Origin of the sequence: Cellulomonas sp. (assembly GCF_017744555.1) — a bacterium.
GTDB lineage: Bacteria > Actinomycetota > Actinomycetes > Actinomycetales > Cellulomonadaceae > Cellulomonas.
This window is the reverse complement of record NZ_JAGIBD010000001.1, coordinates 135,003-151,365: the sequence shown is the minus strand read 5'-3', so window position 1 is coordinate 151,365 and position 16,363 is coordinate 135,003. Positions and strand designations below refer to the sequence as shown.

At 73.8% G+C, this 16,363-nt stretch carries 18 protein-coding genes; 1 reads left to right on the top strand and 17 read right to left on the bottom strand.

Features of this window, described 5'->3' with window-relative positions; genetic code table 11:
* The first annotated feature begins 4 nt into the window (after window positions 1–4).
* The gene (locus J7523_RS00680) at window positions 5–1,492 is read left to right on the top strand and encodes a PQQ-binding-like beta-propeller repeat protein (protein ID WP_291881176.1); all 1,488 of its coding nucleotides are present in this window, start codon (window positions 5–7) and stop codon (window positions 1,490–1,492) included.
* Window positions 1,493–1,603: 111 nt separating this feature from the next.
* Here the strand turns inward: J7523_RS00680 and J7523_RS00675 are convergent, their stop codons facing one another.
* The 17 genes from J7523_RS00675 to J7523_RS00595 all read right to left on the bottom strand — a co-directional run bounded on the left by J7523_RS00675 (window position 1,604) and on the right by J7523_RS00595 (window position 16,171).
* Window positions 1,604–2,782 (bottom strand): flagellar hook protein FlgE, encoded by a 1,179-nt coding sequence (locus tag J7523_RS00675; RefSeq protein ID WP_291881175.1) that lies wholly within the window; start codon window positions 2,780–2,782, stop codon window positions 1,604–1,606.
* 31 nt (window positions 2,783–2,813) lie between these two features.
* Window positions 2,814–3,236, bottom strand: a complete 423-nt coding sequence (locus J7523_RS00670; RefSeq protein WP_291881174.1) for a flagellar hook capping FlgD N-terminal domain-containing protein — start codon at window positions 3,234–3,236, stop codon at window positions 2,814–2,816.
* 31 nt (window positions 3,237–3,267) lie between these two features.
* Window positions 3,268–4,728, bottom strand: a complete 1,461-nt coding sequence (locus tag J7523_RS00665; RefSeq protein WP_291881173.1) for a flagellar hook-length control protein FliK — start codon at window positions 4,726–4,728, stop codon at window positions 3,268–3,270.
* Window positions 4,725–5,402 carry a C40 family peptidase gene (locus J7523_RS00660; protein WP_291881172.1) on the bottom strand — a complete coding sequence of 226 codons (678 nt, stop codon included), beginning with the start codon at window positions 5,400–5,402 and terminating at the stop codon, window positions 4,725–4,727. Before J7523_RS00660 ends, J7523_RS00665 begins: the two co-directional genes overlap by 4 nt.
* Entirely contained in the window at window positions 5,399–5,833 is a 435-nt protein-coding gene (locus J7523_RS00655) for a flagellar export protein FliJ (protein WP_291881171.1), read from the bottom strand. Before J7523_RS00655 ends, J7523_RS00660 begins: the two co-directional genes overlap by 4 nt.
* On the bottom strand, window positions 5,830–7,140 hold the full coding sequence (locus tag J7523_RS00650; protein WP_291881170.1) for a FliI/YscN family ATPase: 1,311 nt from the start codon (window positions 7,138–7,140) through the stop codon (window positions 5,830–5,832). Before J7523_RS00650 ends, J7523_RS00655 begins: the two co-directional genes overlap by 4 nt.
* Window positions 7,137–7,886 carry a FliH/SctL family protein gene (locus tag J7523_RS00645; protein ID WP_291881169.1) on the bottom strand — a complete coding sequence of 250 codons (750 nt, stop codon included), beginning with the start codon at window positions 7,884–7,886 and terminating at the stop codon, window positions 7,137–7,139. The genes J7523_RS00650 and J7523_RS00645 overlap by 4 nt, the downstream gene beginning before the upstream one ends.
* Window positions 7,879–8,880 carry a flagellar motor switch protein FliG gene (fliG, locus tag J7523_RS00640; protein WP_291881168.1) on the bottom strand — a complete coding sequence of 334 codons (1,002 nt, stop codon included), beginning with the start codon at window positions 8,878–8,880 and terminating at the stop codon, window positions 7,879–7,881. Before fliG ends, J7523_RS00645 begins: the two co-directional genes overlap by 8 nt.
* Window positions 8,880–10,487 carry a flagellar basal-body MS-ring/collar protein FliF gene (gene fliF, locus J7523_RS00635; protein WP_291881166.1) on the bottom strand — a complete coding sequence of 536 codons (1,608 nt, stop codon included), beginning with the start codon at window positions 10,485–10,487 and terminating at the stop codon, window positions 8,880–8,882. Before fliF ends, fliG begins: the two co-directional genes overlap by 1 nt.
* Window positions 10,487–10,789 (bottom strand): flagellar hook-basal body complex protein FliE, encoded by a 303-nt coding sequence (gene fliE, locus J7523_RS00630; RefSeq protein ID WP_291881165.1) that lies wholly within the window; start codon window positions 10,787–10,789, stop codon window positions 10,487–10,489. Before fliE ends, fliF begins: the two co-directional genes overlap by 1 nt.
* Window positions 10,789–11,187 carry a flagellar basal body rod protein FlgC gene (gene flgC / locus J7523_RS00625; RefSeq protein WP_291881163.1) on the bottom strand — a complete coding sequence of 133 codons (399 nt, stop codon included), beginning with the start codon at window positions 11,185–11,187 and terminating at the stop codon, window positions 10,789–10,791. The genes fliE and flgC overlap by 1 nt, the downstream gene beginning before the upstream one ends.
* Window positions 11,187–11,528: a flagellar basal body protein gene (locus J7523_RS00620; RefSeq protein WP_291881651.1), complete on the bottom strand. Its 342-nt coding sequence runs from the start codon at window positions 11,526–11,528 to the stop codon at window positions 11,187–11,189. Before J7523_RS00620 ends, flgC begins: the two co-directional genes overlap by 1 nt.
* 167 nt (window positions 11,529–11,695) lie before the next feature.
* Window positions 11,696–12,037, bottom strand: coding sequence for a hypothetical protein (locus tag J7523_RS00615; RefSeq protein WP_291881162.1), 342 nt, complete (start codon window positions 12,035–12,037; stop codon window positions 11,696–11,698).
* A gap of 1 nt (window position 12,038) precedes the next feature.
* The gene (locus J7523_RS00610; RefSeq protein WP_291881161.1) at window positions 12,039–12,482 is read right to left on the bottom strand and encodes a flagellar export chaperone FliS; all 444 of its coding nucleotides are present in this window, start codon (window positions 12,480–12,482) and stop codon (window positions 12,039–12,041) included.
* A gap of 14 nt (window positions 12,483–12,496) precedes the next feature.
* Window positions 12,497–13,855 carry a flagellar filament capping protein FliD gene (fliD, locus tag J7523_RS00605; protein WP_291881160.1) on the bottom strand — a complete coding sequence of 453 codons (1,359 nt, stop codon included), beginning with the start codon at window positions 13,853–13,855 and terminating at the stop codon, window positions 12,497–12,499.
* Between the two features lie 109 nt (window positions 13,856–13,964).
* Window positions 13,965–15,179 carry a flagellin gene (locus J7523_RS00600; protein WP_291881159.1) on the bottom strand — a complete coding sequence of 405 codons (1,215 nt, stop codon included), beginning with the start codon at window positions 15,177–15,179 and terminating at the stop codon, window positions 13,965–13,967.
* Window positions 15,180–15,280: 101 nt separating this feature from the next.
* Window positions 15,281–16,171, bottom strand: a complete 891-nt coding sequence (locus J7523_RS00595) for a sigma-70 family RNA polymerase sigma factor (RefSeq protein ID WP_291881157.1) — start codon at window positions 16,169–16,171, stop codon at window positions 15,281–15,283.
* Window positions 16,172–16,363: the final 192 nt, after the last annotated feature.

The window sequence follows — 16,363 nt, the reverse complement described above, 5'->3', positions numbered from 1 at the left end:
CGACATGGTGCACCGGAAGGACGTGCAGCAGGTCGAGCTCGACGAGGACGACGACCTGGTACCCACGTCTCCGGCCGCCGCCCGACCGCTCCGGCTGCCGTTCCGCCGCCGGTGGCTCGTGGTCGGTGCGGCGGTGGCCGCGGCCGGCATCGGGGCGGGCGAGTGGGTGGCGACCGCCCGGGAGGACGCGGCCGTGGCGCGGCTCGCCGAGGTGCCCGGCGTGCTGACCCCGGTCGACGAGACCCTCACGGTCGGCCGGCGCCTGCCCCAGAACCTTCTCGCCGAGCCGGCCCCCGTCCCCGGCGGCACCCTGCGACGCGGGTCGGACGGGTCGCTGGCGTACCACTGGGCAGACCCGGCCGGCGCTGGGTGGACGGCACCGCTCCTGCCCGCCGACGCGAGGCTCGCGGGTGCCGCACACGTCGCGTCCGCCAGCACGTGCGACACCGACGTCGTCCCCGGCGTCGACCCGCTGTCCGCGACCCGGGTCGTGTGCCTCGTCGCCGACGGGGGGACCGCGTTCACCGAGAGCGGCGCGATCGAGACCGTGCCCACGACCGCGGTCGGCGTCGTGGTGCTGTCCGCCACCGACGGGTCGGTCGAGACCCGCTGGCCCGTGCCAGCCGGCGAGACGCTGGCGCTGATGCCGGGCGGGCTCGTCGCCGTCGGGGCGCTCACCGGCCACCTGGCGGTCGTCACGGGCTACGACATGCTCACGGGCACCGAGCGCTGGACCTACGAGCAGGACGCGACACCGACCGCCGGCCGGCAGGGGGTCGGCGCCCCCGACGTCTCGCTCCTGCGGTCCGGCGACCTGATGGCCTTGGTGCCGCCCGACCGGGCGGCCGTGCTGCTCTCGACCGACGGACGGTGGGTCCGCGGCGGCCTGGTCGACGCCGACGCGACCGCGTGGGACCTCCGCCGCGACGAGCGCACGCGCCGCCTCGTCGTCACCACCGACGGCGCCTTTCGGTCCAACCGGGCGACGTTCGTCGCTCCCGACGGCGACCCGGAGAACGACGTCGTCCTCGACGGCCACCCCCTCGCGGTCCAGGTCGACGACGGCAGCCTGTCCGGGGTCGCGCTCACCGCCGACGTCCGCTCGGTGCACGGCGCCGAGGTGGGTCCCGGCCGCACCCGGTGGACGGTCGGCGTCGAGACGCCCGGGCTCGCCCTGGTGCTGCGGGGTCGCGTGCTGGTCACCGGGGCACACGGGGTCACCGCGGTCGACGGGCGGTCGGGCCACGTGCTGTGGCGGAGTGCCGACGAGGACGGCCTCGCACCGGAGAGCCTCATGGCCGACCCCCGGCACGTGCTCGTCGCGTACGAGCGCACCGGCGCCGACGCGCACGCGGCCGTGGTGGCGTACGACCCGAGCTCCGGGCAGGAGGTGTTCCGGGCGCCGTACCCGGACGGCGTCCAGGACCTGCAGCCGTGGGGCCGGCACCTCACCGGGTCGGACGACGAGGGCGGCCGGGTGCAGCTCGACTGAGCCCACCCGGCACGAACGCCGACGAGCCCAACACCGATGTCGTCCCACGGACTGCGGATGACCCTGATGTTGGGCTCGCGCGATGCGGCGTCGGGGCCGGGGCCCCGGGCGTCAGCGCTTGAGGTTGACCAGCTCCTGGAGGACCTCGTCGGACGTCGTGATGACGCGGCTGTTCGCCTGGAAGCCGCGCTGGGCGATGATCAGGCTGGTGAACTCGCTGGACAGGTCGACGTTCGACATCTCGAGCGCGCCGCCCGCGAGCGAGCCGCGGCCGCCCGTGCCGGCCGAGCCCACCTGCGCGGCACCCGAGTTGACGCCCGTGCGGAACAGCGAGCCGCCCGCCTTCTCCAGGCCGGCCGGGTTGGTGAACGAGCCGAGGGCCAGCTTGCCGACCGTCTGCTTGAGGCCGTTGCTGAACGAGCCCGTGATGGTGCCGTCGGCCCCGAGCGCGAACGACAGCAGCGTGCCGGCGGCCTGGCCGTCCTGCGTCTTGGCCTTGACGGTGTCGAGGCCCGAGAAGCCCGTGATGGTGGACAGGTCGACCGTGAGGCCGCCGACCGTGAGCGACGTCGGCGTGGTGAGCGAGCCGTTCGCGGCGAACGTCATCGCCTGCGGGCCGGTCGTCGTCGCGCCGTCGATGCCCTCGACGGACCAGCCCGTCGCCGACTTCGTGAACGTGAGCTCGAGCTCGCGCGCCGCACCCGTGGAGTCGTAGACGTCGATCGTGCGGTTGAGGACCGTGCCGGCCGCGGCAGCCGCGTCGAAGTTGCCCTCGTACGTCGCGGACGTGGTGGCGACCGCCGCCATGAGCGTGCCGGCGGGCACACGCAGGTCGGTGAGCGGGCCGTTGGTGTCGACGACGCCGTTGACGGCCATCCAGCCCTGCACCAGGGCGCCCTCGCCCGGGAGGACCATCTGGCCCGTCGCGTCGAAGTCGAACGAGCCCGCGCGCGTGTAGTAGGTCTCGGGGCCCTTGCGGACCACGAAGAAGCCGTCGCCCTGGATCATCATGTCGGTGCTGCGGCCCGTCATCTGCGACGCACCCTGCGTGAAGTTCGTCGTGATGCCCGCGACGCGCACGCCGAGGCCGACCTGCGCCGGGTTGGTGCCGCCGACGCCGGCCTGCGCGCCGCCCGCGTTCTGGATGACCTGGCTCAGGGTGTCCTGGAACTGGGTCTGCGACGACTTGAAGCCCGTCGTGTTGACGTTGGCGATGTTGTTGCCCGTGACGTCGAGCATGGTCTGGTGGCTGCGCAGACCGCTGATGCCGGAGAAGAGCGAGCGGAGCATGGGAGTTCCCTTCGGGTGGTCGTGCGCTGGATCAGGCTGTGGGGGTGGTGACGGCGGAGACGGCGTCGAGGGTGACGTCCTCGTCGCCCACCTTCACCGTCGGGACGGGACCGGCGTAGGACACCGACTGCACGACGCCCGAGTGGGCCCCGCCGTCCGCGTCGGTCCAGGAGACCTGCTGCCCGACGAGCTGGGCGGCGGACATCCGCATCTGCAGCGCGAACGACTCGCTCTGCGTCTTGGACAGCTCGACGAGGCTCTCCATCACGGACAGCTGCGTGGTCTGCTGCATGAGCTGCGAGGAGTCCATCGGGCTGCTCGGGTCCTGGTTGCGCAGCTGCGCGACGAGCAGGTCGAGGAACGCCTGCTTGTCGAGCTCCTTGGTCGGGGTCTTGCCGGAGCCGGCGGTCCCTGCGGCGCCGGTCGCGCCCAGGAACGAGACGTCGATGCTCATCGTGCCTCCGAGGTGCGGGTAGGGATGCGGGTCACAGGTCGAGCTCCAGCCCGGTGCTGCGTCCCGGTGGCGCGAGGGTCGGTCGGGGGCTGCGGCCCTCGGTCCGGTCGCTGCGGTCCGCGGCCGGCGCGTCGCCGGGTGCGCGGTCCGAGGACGTGCCGCCGGGCTGCCGGTCACGGGCGCCGCCCTGGTCGCTGCCGGTGCCGACGTCGACCTGCACGCCGCTCGACGCGAGGTCGCGGCGCAGGTCGGACAGCGAGCCGCGCAGGGCCTCGCGGGCCGCGTCGGTACCGCCGACGAGCTCGACGCGCACGGTCTCGGGGCCGATGTGCGCGACGATCCTCACCGGGCCGAAGTGCTCCGGGTCGACCGGGACCGTGAGCACGTGGCGACCGTGCGACAGACCCGTGAGCTGCGTGAGCCGGGCGCCGAGCTGCTCGGAGAGCGGAGCCGGGGCCGGGGCGGGGGCCGGGGCGGCGGGGGCCGGTGGCGGCGTCGCCGCGGCCGGGGCCGTGGGCTGCGCGACCGGGACGGCCGGCGTCACGACCGTGATGCCGGGGGCGACCGCGTCGACGGCCGGGGTCGTCGCGGCGGCCACGCGCGGGCCCGCGGTCGTGGGCGTGGTCGTCGCGGCCGTACCGGTCGCGACCGCGCTCGCGGGGGCGGCCGTGACGGACGCCGTGACTGGACGGTCCGCGGTCCTGGCGGCCGGCGTGGGAACGCCGGAGCCCGCCGCGGCAGCCGAGGGTGCAGCCACGTCCGACCCGGCCTCGGTGGGCGTGGTGCCGGGTGAGCCGGGACCCGTCGCGGCGGTGCCGGCGTCGGCGGTCGGGGCGGCGGGTGCCGGTGCGGCCGGCAGCCCGGTGGTCGGCGCAGCGACGGTGGTGCCGGCCGCGGGCACGGACGCTGCGGCGACCGGGGCAGCGCCCTCGGCACCGGTGCCGGCAGTGGTCGTCGACGCTGCGGCCGGACCCGTGTCGGTGCCCGCGGACACGGACGCCGCGACGAGCATCGCGAACGCGGCCTGCTCGAGCATGCCGTCCGTCACCGGCGAGGCGGCCGTGGCAGCGGCGTCGGTGGCGATCGTCGTCGACGCGGACGGCGCGGCGGTGGTGTCGGCCTCGGCCGGCGTGCTCGACGAGGTCCGGGTCGAGCCGTCGGCGGCCGCGCCGCGGTCGGTCCGGTCCGTCCGGTCGGGGCGGTCGGGGCGGTCGGTGCGGTCGGCCCGCGGGGAGCCGTCACGACGCTCGGCCCGGTCCGTCCGGTGGATGCGGTCGGCGCGGTCCGTCGGGCGCCGCCCGTCGACGTCGCGTCGGCCCGCGTCGTCCGCGGAGCGCCGCGGCCCGGTGCCGGACGCGCTCGCCGGGGCATCCGCGTGCGTGGCGTCGAGCACGCGCGCGAACGCGTCGCCGCTGCCGGCGTCGGTCCGGTCCTCGGTGCTCGTGCGCTGCGTGGGGATGCCGCGCAGGGCCAGCGCGAGGGCCGCGGTCATGACGCGACCTTCGTCGTGCCGAGCGACGTGAGCAGGTCGAGCTGCGCACGCTGCGACAGGGACGAGACCGACGCCGACGACGTCCCCGACGCCCCCAGCACCGACCTGAGCTGCGCCGCGAGGTCGGCGGACGACTCCTGCGGCAGGATCCGCCGGATCGCGGTGGGCGTGCCCCACACGTCCCGGATCCCGACCTTCCCGCCCGGCTTCGGTGCGTCGATCATCTTCCCGTCCCCCTCGTAGATCGCGATGTGCGTGCCCCCGCCGAACACCAGCAGGTCGCCGGGCAGGGCCTGGTCGAGCGACGGCACCGCGGTGCCGAGCCTCTGCTGGTCCCGGGCGACGCGCGGGACGTCGGTCACGCCGATGTCGGCGAGCGAGCGCAGCACGAGGCCCGAGCAGTCGAGCCCGCCCTCGTCGAGCGACTCGCCGCCCCACACGTAGGGCGTGCCGACGTACTTCTCGGCGGCCGCGAGCAGGGACTGCGCGGTCGCGCCCTGCGTCGGCTCGGGGGCCGACCCGGTGACTGCGGCGAGGGTCGACGCGAAGTCGGTGCCCGTCGCCGTCGTGCCTGCCGTGCCCGTCGTCGACGTCGTCGTCGTCGCGGGCGTGCTGACGAGCGCCCGCAGCTCGGCCATGCGGGCCTGCACGGCCTGGATGCCGTCGACCGTCATGCGTCTGCCCTCCCCTGCCCGGCGGCCCGTCGTCCGGCCACCTCGTCCAGCACCAGCTGCTCGGCGCGGGCCTCCTCGACCCGGACCATGTCGTCGTGCCGCTCCTCGAGCCGCTCGATCGCGCGCACGTGCCGGCGCGCGTCCGACCAGACCTCGGTGCGGCGCTCGGTCTCCTCCTGCGCGGCGACCGCGGTGGCGCGCTGCTCGACGAGCATCGACGCGAGCGCGACGCGGCTCGCGACGGCCGCCTGGAACGCGCGCTCCTCGGCGACGGTCGGCAGCCCGGACGCCCCGAGCCGGTCCTCGGTCGACCGGGCGCGGGCCGCGGCGGCCCGCTCGTCGCGACGCGCGGTCGCGAGCTCGGCGGCGGCGCGCTCCTCGGCCATCGCGCGCACGCGCAGCAGCCCGGCGAGCGGGAACCGGCGGTTCACGTCAGGTCCCCGAGCGCGTTGACCAGCGCGTGCAGGTGCGCCCACGCCTGGGAGGCGGGCACGACGTCGTCCATGCCCTGCTGCAGGAACTGGTCGATTGCCTTGCCGTGGGTCACGGCCGCGTCGACGAGCGGGTTGGAGCCCGCGACGTAGGCGCCGACGTCGAGCAGGTCCTGCGCCTGGCGGCGGGCGGCCATGACGGCCCGCAGGCGACGGGCGAGGTCGCGCTGCTCGGCGGTCGTCACGCGCGACGCGACACGGCTGATCGAGCCGAGCGCGTCGACGGACGGGAAGTGGCCCGCGACCGCGAGGCGCCGGTCGAGCACCACGTGGCCGTCGAGGATCGAGCGGGCCGCGTCGGCGATGGGCTCGTTATGGTCGTCGCCGTCGACGAGCACGGTGTACAGCCCGGTGACCGAGCCGGTCGCACCGGTGCCGGCGCGCTCGAGCAGCTGCGCGAGCAGCGCGAACGTCGACGGCGGGTACCCGCGGGTCGCGGGCGGCTCGCCGACGGACAGGCCGATCTCGCGCTGCGCCATCGCGACGCGGGTGAGTGAGTCCATCATCAGCACGGCGTGCGCGCCGGTGTCGCGCAGGTGCTCGGCGATGCGGGTCGCGACGAACGCGGAGCGCAGGCGCACGAGCGGCGGCTGGTCGGACGTCGCGACGACGACGACGGACCGGGCGAGGCCCTCGGGCCCCAGGTCGTCCTCGAGGAACTCGCGGACCTCGCGGCCGCGCTCGCCGACGAGCGCGATGACGGACACCTCGGCGTCCGTGCCGCGCGCGATCATCGACAGCAGCGACGACTTGCCGACGCCCGAGCCGGCGAACAGGCCGAGGCGCTGGCCCCGGCCGACGGTGACGAGCGTGTCGAGCACGCGGACGCCCAGGTCGAGCGGGGCGTCGACGCGGCTGCGCTCGAGCGGGTGCGGTGCGGCGCCGTCGACCGGCACCCACGCGTCGGGGCGCAGCGGGCCGCAGCCGTCGATCGGACGACCGAGCCCGTCGAGCACGCGGCCCAGGAGCCCGGTACCGACGGGCACGCTCAGCGCCTCGCGCATCGGCCGCACCGGCATCCCGGCCCGCAGGCCGGACGTCGGCCCGAGCGGCATGCAGCGCGCGGTCGGCCCGTCGGTCGCGACGACCTCCGCGAGCACGTCGTCGTCGATGCGCACGAGCTCACCCACCGCGGCTCCGGTGCCGAGCACCTCGACCGTGAGGCCGACCACGGCACGCACGGTGCCCACGACCTCGGGGGCCGTCGCGGCGAGCGCGCGGTCCCAGTCGGTGAGGAGCGCCGTCACGCGATGCTCCCGTGGTCGGCCGACCCGTCGAGCGCACGACGCGCCCGCGCCACGGCGGTGGTGAGGCGCGCGTCGAGGTAGCCGTCGGCGTGCTCGGCGACCGCGTCACCGGGCACCAGGGAGGCGTCGGCGACGAGCACGAGCCCGTCCCGCGGCGCGTCCGCACCGGCGGCCTGCAGCGCGGCGAGGTCGGCCGGGTGCAGCCGCACCGTGACGGCCTCGATCTCGTCGGCGTGGCGCAGCGCACGCACCAGGGCGGCGCGGCCGGACCGCTCGTGGTCGGCGAGCTCGGTGCCGAGCAGCGCCTCGGCGAGCTCGAGCGCCGCGAGCTGGAGCCGGGCCTGCAGGTCGGCGACGACGGGCTCGGTGCGGGCGCGGGCCGCGTCGGCGCAGGCCGCGAGCACGTCGAGCGCGCGTGCGGTCACCGCGGCGGCCTCGGACTCCTGCGCGAGGCGGGCAGCGAGCGCCTCCCGGGCGTGCAGCTCGGCGACACGGGCGGCCTCGCGGGCACCGGCCGCGAACCCGGCGGCGAACCCCTCGGCGCGCGCCGACTCGCTCGCGGCACGGTCGACGACGCCGACCCCGCCGACGGGCGCGGGGCGGAACGTCACGACGGCGGGGGGCACGTCGCTGGACGCGACGCGGAACTGCACGGGCGTCGCGCCGGCGGCGACGTCGGACGGCAGGAACCGGCCCGGCGTCGCGGTGGCGGTGGGGTGCGTGTGCGGCACGAAGGTGTCAGGCAACGAACTCGTCCTCTCCCTCGCGGCGGATCAGGATCTGCCCGGACTCCTCGAGCCGGCGGATGACCTGCACGATCGACGCGCGGGCGTCCTCGACGAGCGACAGGCGCACGGGCCCGAGCAGGTCGATCTCCTCGAGCAGGTTCTCCCGGGCACGCTCGGACAGGTTGCGCATGACGGTGTCGCGCACGCCCTCGCTGACGCCCTTGAGCGCCACGGACAGCTGCGCGGTCTCGACCTGCCGCAGCACGAGCTGCATCGCGCGGTCCTCGAGCAGCACGATGTCGCCGAACACGAACATCCGGCTGCGGACCTCCTCGGCGAGCTCCTCGTCGCGGCTCGCGAGCCCTTCGAGGATGACCTTCTCCGTGGTCGGGTCGGCGCGGTTGATGATCTCGACGAGCGGCTGCACGCCACCGATGACGGCGAGCTCACGCGGCGCGAGCACGGTCGACGCCTTGCGCTGCAGCTGCTCCGCGATGACGCCCACGACGTCGGGGTTCGCCCGCTCCATGAGCGCGATGCGGTGCGCGACGTCGGCCTGCAGCTCGGGGTCCAGACCGGCGAGGATCTGCGACGCGTGCTCGGGTCGCAGGTGCGCGAGCACGAGCGCGATGGCCTGCGGGTGCTCGCTGCTCAGCAGCGAGACGACCTGGCGCGCGTCGGCCTGCTGCAGGAACTCGAACGGCTGGCCGGCGAGCGTCGTCTGGAGGCGCTCGAGCATGGTCGACGCCTGCTCCTGGCCGAGCGACGCGACGAGCAGGTGCTCCGCGAGCCCGAGGCCGCCGTTGACGCCGGGTCCGACGACCGAGACCTCGTAGAACTCCTCGAGCACGTCGTCGGCCATCGCCTGGTCGATGCGGTCGAGCCGCATGATCTCGGCGGTGAGCGCCTCGATCTCGTTGACGTCGAGCTGCGCCATGACGCGCGCGGCACGCTCGCGCCCGAGCTGGAGCAGGAGCATCGCCGCCTTCTGCGACCCCGTGAGCGCCGCCATCAGCGCCGCCCGGACGTCGTGGGTGCGAGCCAGCCGCGCAACAGGTCGGCGACCTCGGCGGGCTGCTCGTCGGCGAGCGCGGAGATCTCGGCGCGCTTGCGGGTGACGAGGTCGGGCTCGTCGTCGCGCGGTGCGGGCGGGAGCTCGGGCAGACCCTCGGCGGCGATGCCCTCGAGGGCTGCGCGTCCGCCGGCGTCGCCGAGCACGGGCAGCTCGCCGAGGTCGAGCGCGGTGCGGCGCGCGCGGCGGGACCGGCGAGCCATCGCGACGGCGATCGACAGCAGGAGCAGCAGCACGACGGCACCGATCGCCGCCTGCTTGATGAGGTCGTCCTTGCGCGCCGCCTCGGCCGCCTTGTCGGCGGCCGCGAGGGCCTGCTCCGCGGCGGCGGCCTGGGCGGTGTCGAACGGGACGGCCTGCACCGCGACGGTGTCGCCGCGGGTCTCGTCGATGCCTGCGGCGGCCGCGATCGTCTTGCGGAGCTCGACCATGTCGAGCGGCGCGGCGGCCTTCTCGTCGAGCACGACGGCGACGGACTGCCGCTCGATCGCGCCGGGGCCCGCGTGCGTGACCTCGGTGCTCTTGTTGACGGCGTTGGTCTTGTCCTCGGTCGTCGACTTGTACGAGCCGTCCGTGCCGGTGCTGTCACCGTTCGGCACGGCGATGTTGTCCGGGCCGAGCACGCCGGTCGCACCGGTCGCGCCGCTGCCCGTGTACTCCTCGGACGTCGTCGACTGCGCGAGCGGCGGGGTGTCGGGCGTCGCGGAGAACTGCTCGACGGTCGTGTCCTTCTGGGTCTGGTCGACCTGCGCGGTCACGGTCACGGCCGACTTGCCGGGGCCGACGACGCGGTCGAGCAGCGCCTGCACGGACGACTGCACGCGGGCCTCGTAGTCGCTGGCCTGCTGGCCCGCGACGCCGCCCGTGGTGCCGGTGCCGACGGCCGACAGGACCTCGCCCGTGGAGTCGACGACCGCGACGTCGGTCGGCTTCATGCCGTCGATGCCCGCGGACACGAGGTGCACGACGGCCTGGACCTGGTCGAGCGACAGCGTCACGCCGGGCTTGGTGCGCACGAACACGGATGCGGTCGGGTCGGACTTCTCCGAGACGAACACGCTGTCCTCGGGGATCGCGAGCTTGACGGTCGCGGCCTCGACGCCGTCGATCGCGGAGATGGTCTTGGCGAGCTCGCCCTCCATCGCGCGCTGGTACGTCTTCTGCTGCTGGAACTCCGACGACGTCATGGGCATGTCGTCGAGCAGCGAGTAGCCGCCGCCGTCCGCGTTGGTGGGCAGGCCGGCGGCCGCGAGCTTGATGCGCTCGGAGTACAGCGCGTCGGCGGGCACGAGCACCGTGGAGCCGCCGTCGGCGAGCTGGTACTTCACGCCGTCCGACGTGAGCTGGTCGACCACGGCGCTCGCGTCCGAGCCCGACAGGCCCGTGAACAGCGGGCTCATGGTGGGCCGGGACATCCAGCTGCTCAGCGCGAACGCGCCGAGCAGCACGCCGGCGAGGCCGATGATCGCGAGCGTGCGCTGCGCGACGGTGAACTGCTTGATCGCGGCGGTGGTCCGGTCGAGGGCCGCCTGGAGCTGCGCGGGCATCAGGCCTGCATCCGCATGATCTCGGTGAACGCCTCGACGGCCTTGTTCCGCACGGCGGCCGTGAGCTCGAGCGCGGTCGACGCCTTCGCGGCGGCGATCGTGTAGTCGTGCACGTCGTCGAGGTCACCCGTGACGGCCTTGACGGCGAGGTCGTTCGACGTGGACTGCAGCTGCTGCAGGCCGTCGACGCCGCTCAGCACGGACGCGAAGCGGTCGCCCGACGTGGGGTCGGCGACGGGCGCGGTCGGCAGGCCCGGGGTCGCGGCCGTGACGGCCTGGACGGGGGCGACGGCGAAGGTCATCAGGAGCGTCCGATCTGCAGCGCTGCGGTGTAGGTCTCCTTGGCGCGGTCGACCACCGCGGCGTTCGCCTGGTAGCCGCGCTGCGCCATGATCAGCTGGGTCATCTGGCTCGACATGTCGATGTCGGGGTAGCGCACGTACCCCTGCTCGTCGGCCAGCGGGTGGTCGGGCTCGTAGACGAGGCGGCCCTCGCCGCTGCCCTCGAGCGTCCCGGCGACCTGCACGCCCTGGTTCTCGCCCGCGCTCTCCGTCGCGATGACGTACTTCTGCTTGAACGCCTCCTCGGAGGTCGCCCGGACGGTGCTGACGTTGGCCAGGTTGTCGCTGACCGCGTCGAGCCACTTGCGGTGGACCGTCAGGCCGGTGCTCGCGATGCCGATCGCGCCGAAGATGGTCATCAGCTGGTCCTCATCGCCGCGCGGATGCCGGCGAACTGCCCGGACACCGCCTGCGTGGCGAGCTGGTAGCGCAGGTTCGTGTCGACGTTGAGCAGCGTCTCGGTGTCGAGGTTGACGTTGTTGCCGTCCTCACGGGTCGGCTCGAGCGACCGCGCGGTCGTGGCCTCGACGGCGCCGTGGCCGTGGCTCACGGCCTTCGCCAGGGCGTCCTCGAACGCGACGCGCCGGGCGTGGTAGTTCGGGGTGTTGACGTTCGCGACGTTGTCCGCGATCGCTCGCTGGCGCAGCGCGAGACCGTCGAGGGCGCTGTTGAGCGCGACGGAGCTCACGGAATCGAACAAGCCCATGAGAAGGCACACCTCACCGACGAGGAACGAGTCGGCCTATCCGTGGCCTGCTGCGCGAGCGATCCGTGCTCATGCTGCCCATCGGAGGGTTCCGGCGGGCGTTGAGATGTTTCAGAAGACTTTCGTCACCGGGTTGAAAGTTGCCCGGGTGAACCCCGAGGTCAGGCCTGCTCGTCGACGTAGACGGGCGTCTCCAGCGGGCGCGGGCGCGCGAGGTCGGCGGCCGCGAGATGCCGTCGGGAGTACGCGAGCGCGTCGGCGGTGCGCCGCGCGACGTCGAGCTGGCGCTCGAGGATCGCGGACGCCCGGACGTGCAGGGCCGCGGGCAGCGGGCCGAGCTCCGTCGGCGGGTGCCAGACGGACGCCGCGGCGACCTCCTGCACGGGCGTGAGGTGCGCGGTGCGCAGCAGCTCCTCGGCGGCCGCGACGTCGAGCTCGATCGCGTCGAGCGCGTGCGTCCAGGCGGCGAGCCAGCCGTCCACCTCGGCCACCACGGTGCTCATGTCAGCCGACGCCGAGCAGGCCGACCGACGTCGCGGTCTCGAGCGCCGGCGCGTCGGGCTGGGTCGGGACGTCGACGTGCGCGAGCGACCGGGCCGCCTCGTGCCACGCCTCGGCCAGCGGCTCGATGAGGCTGCGGCACGCCAGGGCGCGCTCGACGTCGCCGCGCGAACCGGTCTCGATGAGCTCGGAGAGCAGGAACCGGTAGATCGACATGAGCTGCGGGCCGCCGTCCCACGCCTTCTCGTCGAGGCTCACGATGAGCTCGGCGACGATCTCCTGCGCGTGCACCAGGTGGCCGGTCGCGGCGCCGCGGTCGTCGGCGCGCAGCGCCTCCACGGCCCGGTCGACGTCGAGCAGCATGCGGTCGTAGAGCATCGTGAGCAGCCGGGCGGGGCCGACCGTGGCGACCGCGTCGGCCATGTACCGGGAACGGATGTCAGGCATCAGTGACCCTTCCGTCAGCTCGAGCTCGAGAGCGAGGCGAGCTGGCCGGCGAGCCAGCTCGACTGGGACTGCATGTTGGACAGCGACACCTCGAGGCGCGAGTACGTCGCCTGCAGGCCCTCGCGGCGCTGCGCGAGGCGGATGTCCCAGTTGTCGATCTGGGCACCGAGGTCCTTGACCACGGCCTGCTGGCCCGTGATCTGCAGGGTGAGGGTGCCGTCGACCTTGTCGGACGCCTTCTTCGCGACGTCCGCGACGCGCTGCGCCAGCCCCGAGATGACCTTCTGGACCTTGTCCGGGTCGGCGGTGAGCGCCGCGGTGAACTTGGCCTGGTCGAACGTGAACGTGCCGTCCTTGCCGACGACGAACCCGACGGTCGAGGGCGAGACGCCGCCGACCGGGTAGGACGCGGCGGACTGCAGCTGCTGCTGGAGCCCGCGGATGCCGCTCTCGCCCGAGAACAGGCCGCCCGAGATGACCGTGCGGCCGTCGTCGCCCTTGGTCGTCGTCGTGGCGGTGCGGGACGTGATCTCGGAGAGCACGACGCCGAGCGAGCCGACGAGCCCCGAGGCCAGGGACTGCAGCGCGGCGTCGTCCCGCTTGACAGTGAGCGTCACGGGGTCGGTCTCGACCGCGGACACCGTGATCGACGTGTTCGCGAGCACGTCCGAGAACGTGTTCGTCGAGGAGGTCACCTGCTGCGCGGCCGCCGAGCCGGACCACAGCGTGATCGCGGCGTCCTGCGCGGTGCGCGTGTGCGTGAGGGGGACGGCCGTGGCGGTGCCGCCCGTGACCTGCGCCTTGGTGCCGGCGAACAGCTCGAAGCCGCCCGCCTCGCCCGTCGAGGTGCTGGTCAGCTGGAGCCGCGTCTGCCCGTCGACCTTGACGGCGACCGCGTTCACGCCCGCACCGGACGCGGTGATCGCGCGCGCCGTGGCGGCGGCGTCGGCGCCGACCGCGACCTCGGTGAGCGTGCCGTCGGGCTTGCGGAAGGTCAGGGAGCTCGCGCCGCCCGTGAGGGTCGCGAGGTCGGTGAACGCCGGCGTCAGCGACACCTGGCTGCGGGCGACCTTGTCGACCGTGAACGAGAGCTCGGTCGGCTGCGCGCCGGTCGTGGTGGTCGCGGTGACCGACGTCGCGGAGGACGTGGCCTTCGTCGCGGACCAGCTCGTGGCCGTGGCGGCCTTCGTGGCGGCGTCGAACAGCGACGACACCTTGGTGTTGAGCGCCTGCAGGGCCGTGACGAGGTTCGTCGTCTCGGTCTGCTTGGACTTCAGGAGCGTCTGCGGGGCCGACTCGACCTGCATGAGCTGGTTGATCAGGTCGGTCGTGTTCAGGCCGCTGACCAGACCGTCGATGCCCATGGCTGCCATGTAGGAGTCCGTCCGTCCGTTCGTGTGGGGGTGAGACACCGGTGGCGGGTGGCCTTCGCCGACCCGCCACCGGTGCGTTCACGTGGTGACCGGGTGGTCACCGGTCAGGTCACCGCAGGAGCGAGAGCACGCCCTGGGGGATCTGGTTGGCCTGCGCGAGCATCGCCGTGCCGGCCTGCGACAGGATCTGCGCGCGGGTGAAGGAGACCATCTCCGACGCCATGTCCGTGTCGCGGATGCGGGACTCCGAGGCCGACAGGTTCTCGATCGCGACGTTGACGTTCTTGATCGTGTGCTCGAACCGGTTCTGGTACGCACCGAGGTTGGCGCGAGCCGTGGAGACCGACTTGATCTTGTCGTCCAGCAGCGAGATCGACGCCTGGGCGTTGGTCGGGCTGTCGAACTTCAGGCCGATCGTCGAGGTCGCACCCGCGGTGCCGACCGCGGTGAAGCCCGCGCCCGCGCCGTCGGGGTCGGCCGTGCCGACCGCACCGCCGTTGAGGGCGGAGACCACGATGCCGGTGCCGGCACCGTTGGCGTCCTTCACGACCGAGACCGAGAAGTTCGCCGCGAACGCAGCGTCGTTGCGCAGCGCGTTGGCGTACTCGTCCACCGACTGGAAGTTGGCGGCGGAGCCGTCAGCGGTGTCGTTGAGCGTGCCGGTCGTGATCGTCGTCGCGACGCCACCCTTGGTGACCGTGAAGGTCGCCGGCGTGGTCGCCAGGGCGGAGACGCCCGCCGCGGCGATGTTGAACTGCGTGCCGGACGTCGCGAGGGCGCCCGTCTTCAGGTCCGTCGCGAGCGCGCTGATGTTCGCACCCGACAGGTCGACGACGATCTGCGAGTTGGCGTCGCCGTCCGCGCCGACCTGGAACGTCAGCTTGCCCGAGCCCGCGCCGGCGGAGCCGTCGAGGAGCTTGGTGCCGTTGAAGTTCGTGGAGCCCGAGATGCGGTCGAGCTCGGAGACGAGCTGCGTCGCCTCGGTCTCGATGTTGGTGCGGGCGTCGGCGTTGTTCGAGTCGTTACCGGCCTGCACCGCGAGGTCGCGGACACGCTGCAGGATGGAGTGGACCTCGGTCAGGGCGCCCTCAGCGGTCTGCACGACCGAGATGCCGTCCTGAGCGTTGCGGGCGGCGACCTTGAGGCCACCGACCTGCGAGCGCAGACCCTCGGAGATCGCCAGACCGGCCGCGTCGTCCGCCGCACGGTTGATGCGGAAGCCCGACGAGAGCTTCTCGAGCGACTTCGCGAGGTCGTTCTGGGTGTTGCTCAGGTTGCGGTACGCGTTGGTGGCCGCGATGTTCTGGTTGATCGAGAGACCCATCGTGATCTTCCTCCATGTGTCGGGTCAGAGCTGCCCATCCGTGGGCGTACCCCTTCCATCGGCAGCGCCGACCCGGTGTGAGGAGTTTCTGCGACGAGTTTTCAGGCCGTCCTGCTGGCCGCGGGCGTGCGGGCGTCGTCGGCCGCTCCGGTGGTGCTGCGCTGGGTCGGGACGCCCGACATCCGCGCCGAGGTGGGCACGGCCGTGGCGAGCGCGGCGCGGGCGGCGACGGCCGCGAAGTAGCTCTGGCGGCGGCGCTCGGCGACGCCGTCGGGGCGCGCGGGCGCGCTCACGAGGTCGGGGTCGAGGCCGGCGTTCATGCCGTCCTTGAGGAGCGCGAGCGCCTCGGTGCGCAGCTGGCTGATGCGGGACTGGGTGACGCCGAGCTCGTCGGCGAGCTCCGCGACGGACCGGTCCTGCAGGAAGATCCCCTCGACCACGGTGCGCAGCCGGTCGGGCAGCGACTGCACGGCGGCGCGGAGCCAGACCTGCTGCTCGCCGACGAGGAGCGCCTCCTCGGGGCCGGCGGCGGGGTCGGCGACGAGCGTCGCGCCCATGCCCTCGGTCGCGTCCATCGACAGCACGCGGCGCTCGGCGTCGCGCGCGGCGGCGTCGACCGTGCGGACGTCGGTGCCGAGCGCCTCCGCGAGCTCCTCGCGCGTCGGGCGGCGCTTGAGCACGGCGGTGAGCCGCTCGGTGGTCGCGGTGAGCTCGCGGACCCGGTGCCGCGCGCCGCGCGACGCCCAGTCCATCGAGCGCAGCTCGTCGACGAGCGCGCCGCGGATGCGCAGGGACGCGTAGCGGGCGAACGGCACCCCGGTGGACGGGTCGTACGCACGCGCGGCGAGCACGAGCGCCAGGCTGCCGGCGCTGGCGAGCTCGTCGCGGGAGACCGTTGGCGGGACGCGGTGCAGCAGCTCGCTGACGGCATACCCCACCAGCGGGAGGTTCTGCAGGACCAGCTGCTCGGGTGTCTCTGTGGTGCTTGTCACTTCAGGTCGGTCGGCCCTTCGTGGACCGGCCTTGAGTGCTTGACCGCATCGATATCTCCGGGCAACCGGGTGAGTTCTGACTGCCCGGTAGGCAAATCGGAAGGAAGTCGGGGAAAGCCCACGTGGGTGCTGCCACTTCGGCCAGACGAGTGTGACGCAGATCACACCGCCACGGAATCCCGACACTTCCGG

Coding starts and splice junctions, on each gene's coding strand:
- J7523_RS00680 (WP_291881176.1), top strand. CDS start 5: ATGGTGCACCGGAAGGACGTGCAGCAGGTCGAGCTCGACGAGGACGAC.
- J7523_RS00675 (WP_291881175.1), bottom strand. CDS start 2,782: ATGCTCCGCTCGCTCTTCTCCGGCATCAGCGGTCTGCGCAGCCACCAG.
- J7523_RS00670 (WP_291881174.1), bottom strand. CDS start 3,236: ATGAGCATCGACGTCTCGTTCCTGGGCGCGACCGGCGCCGCAGGGACC.
- J7523_RS00665 (WP_291881173.1), bottom strand. CDS start 4,728: ATGACCGCGGCCCTCGCGCTGGCCCTGCGCGGCATCCCCACGCAGCGC.
- J7523_RS00660 (WP_291881172.1), bottom strand. CDS start 5,402: ATGACGGTCGACGGCATCCAGGCCGTGCAGGCCCGCATGGCCGAGCTG.
- fliG (WP_291881168.1), bottom strand. CDS start 8,880: ATGGCGGCGCTCACGGGGTCGCAGAAGGCGGCGATGCTCCTGCTCCAG.
- fliF (WP_291881166.1), bottom strand. CDS start 10,487: ATGCCCGCGCAGCTCCAGGCGGCCCTCGACCGGACCACCGCCGCGATC.
- fliE (WP_291881165.1), bottom strand. CDS start 10,789: ATGACCTTCGCCGTCGCCCCCGTCCAGGCCGTCACGGCCGCGACCCCG.
- flgC (WP_291881163.1), bottom strand. CDS start 11,187: ATGACCATCTTCGGCGCGATCGGCATCGCGAGCACCGGCCTGACGGTC.
- J7523_RS00615 (WP_291881162.1), bottom strand. CDS start 12,037: ATGAGCACCGTGGTGGCCGAGGTGGACGGCTGGCTCGCCGCCTGGACG.
- J7523_RS00610 (WP_291881161.1), bottom strand. CDS start 12,482: ATGCCTGACATCCGTTCCCGGTACATGGCCGACGCGGTCGCCACGGTC.
- fliD (WP_291881160.1), bottom strand. CDS start 13,855: ATGGCAGCCATGGGCATCGACGGTCTGGTCAGCGGCCTGAACACGACC.
- J7523_RS00600 (WP_291881159.1), bottom strand. CDS start 15,179: ATGGGTCTCTCGATCAACCAGAACATCGCGGCCACCAACGCGTACCGC.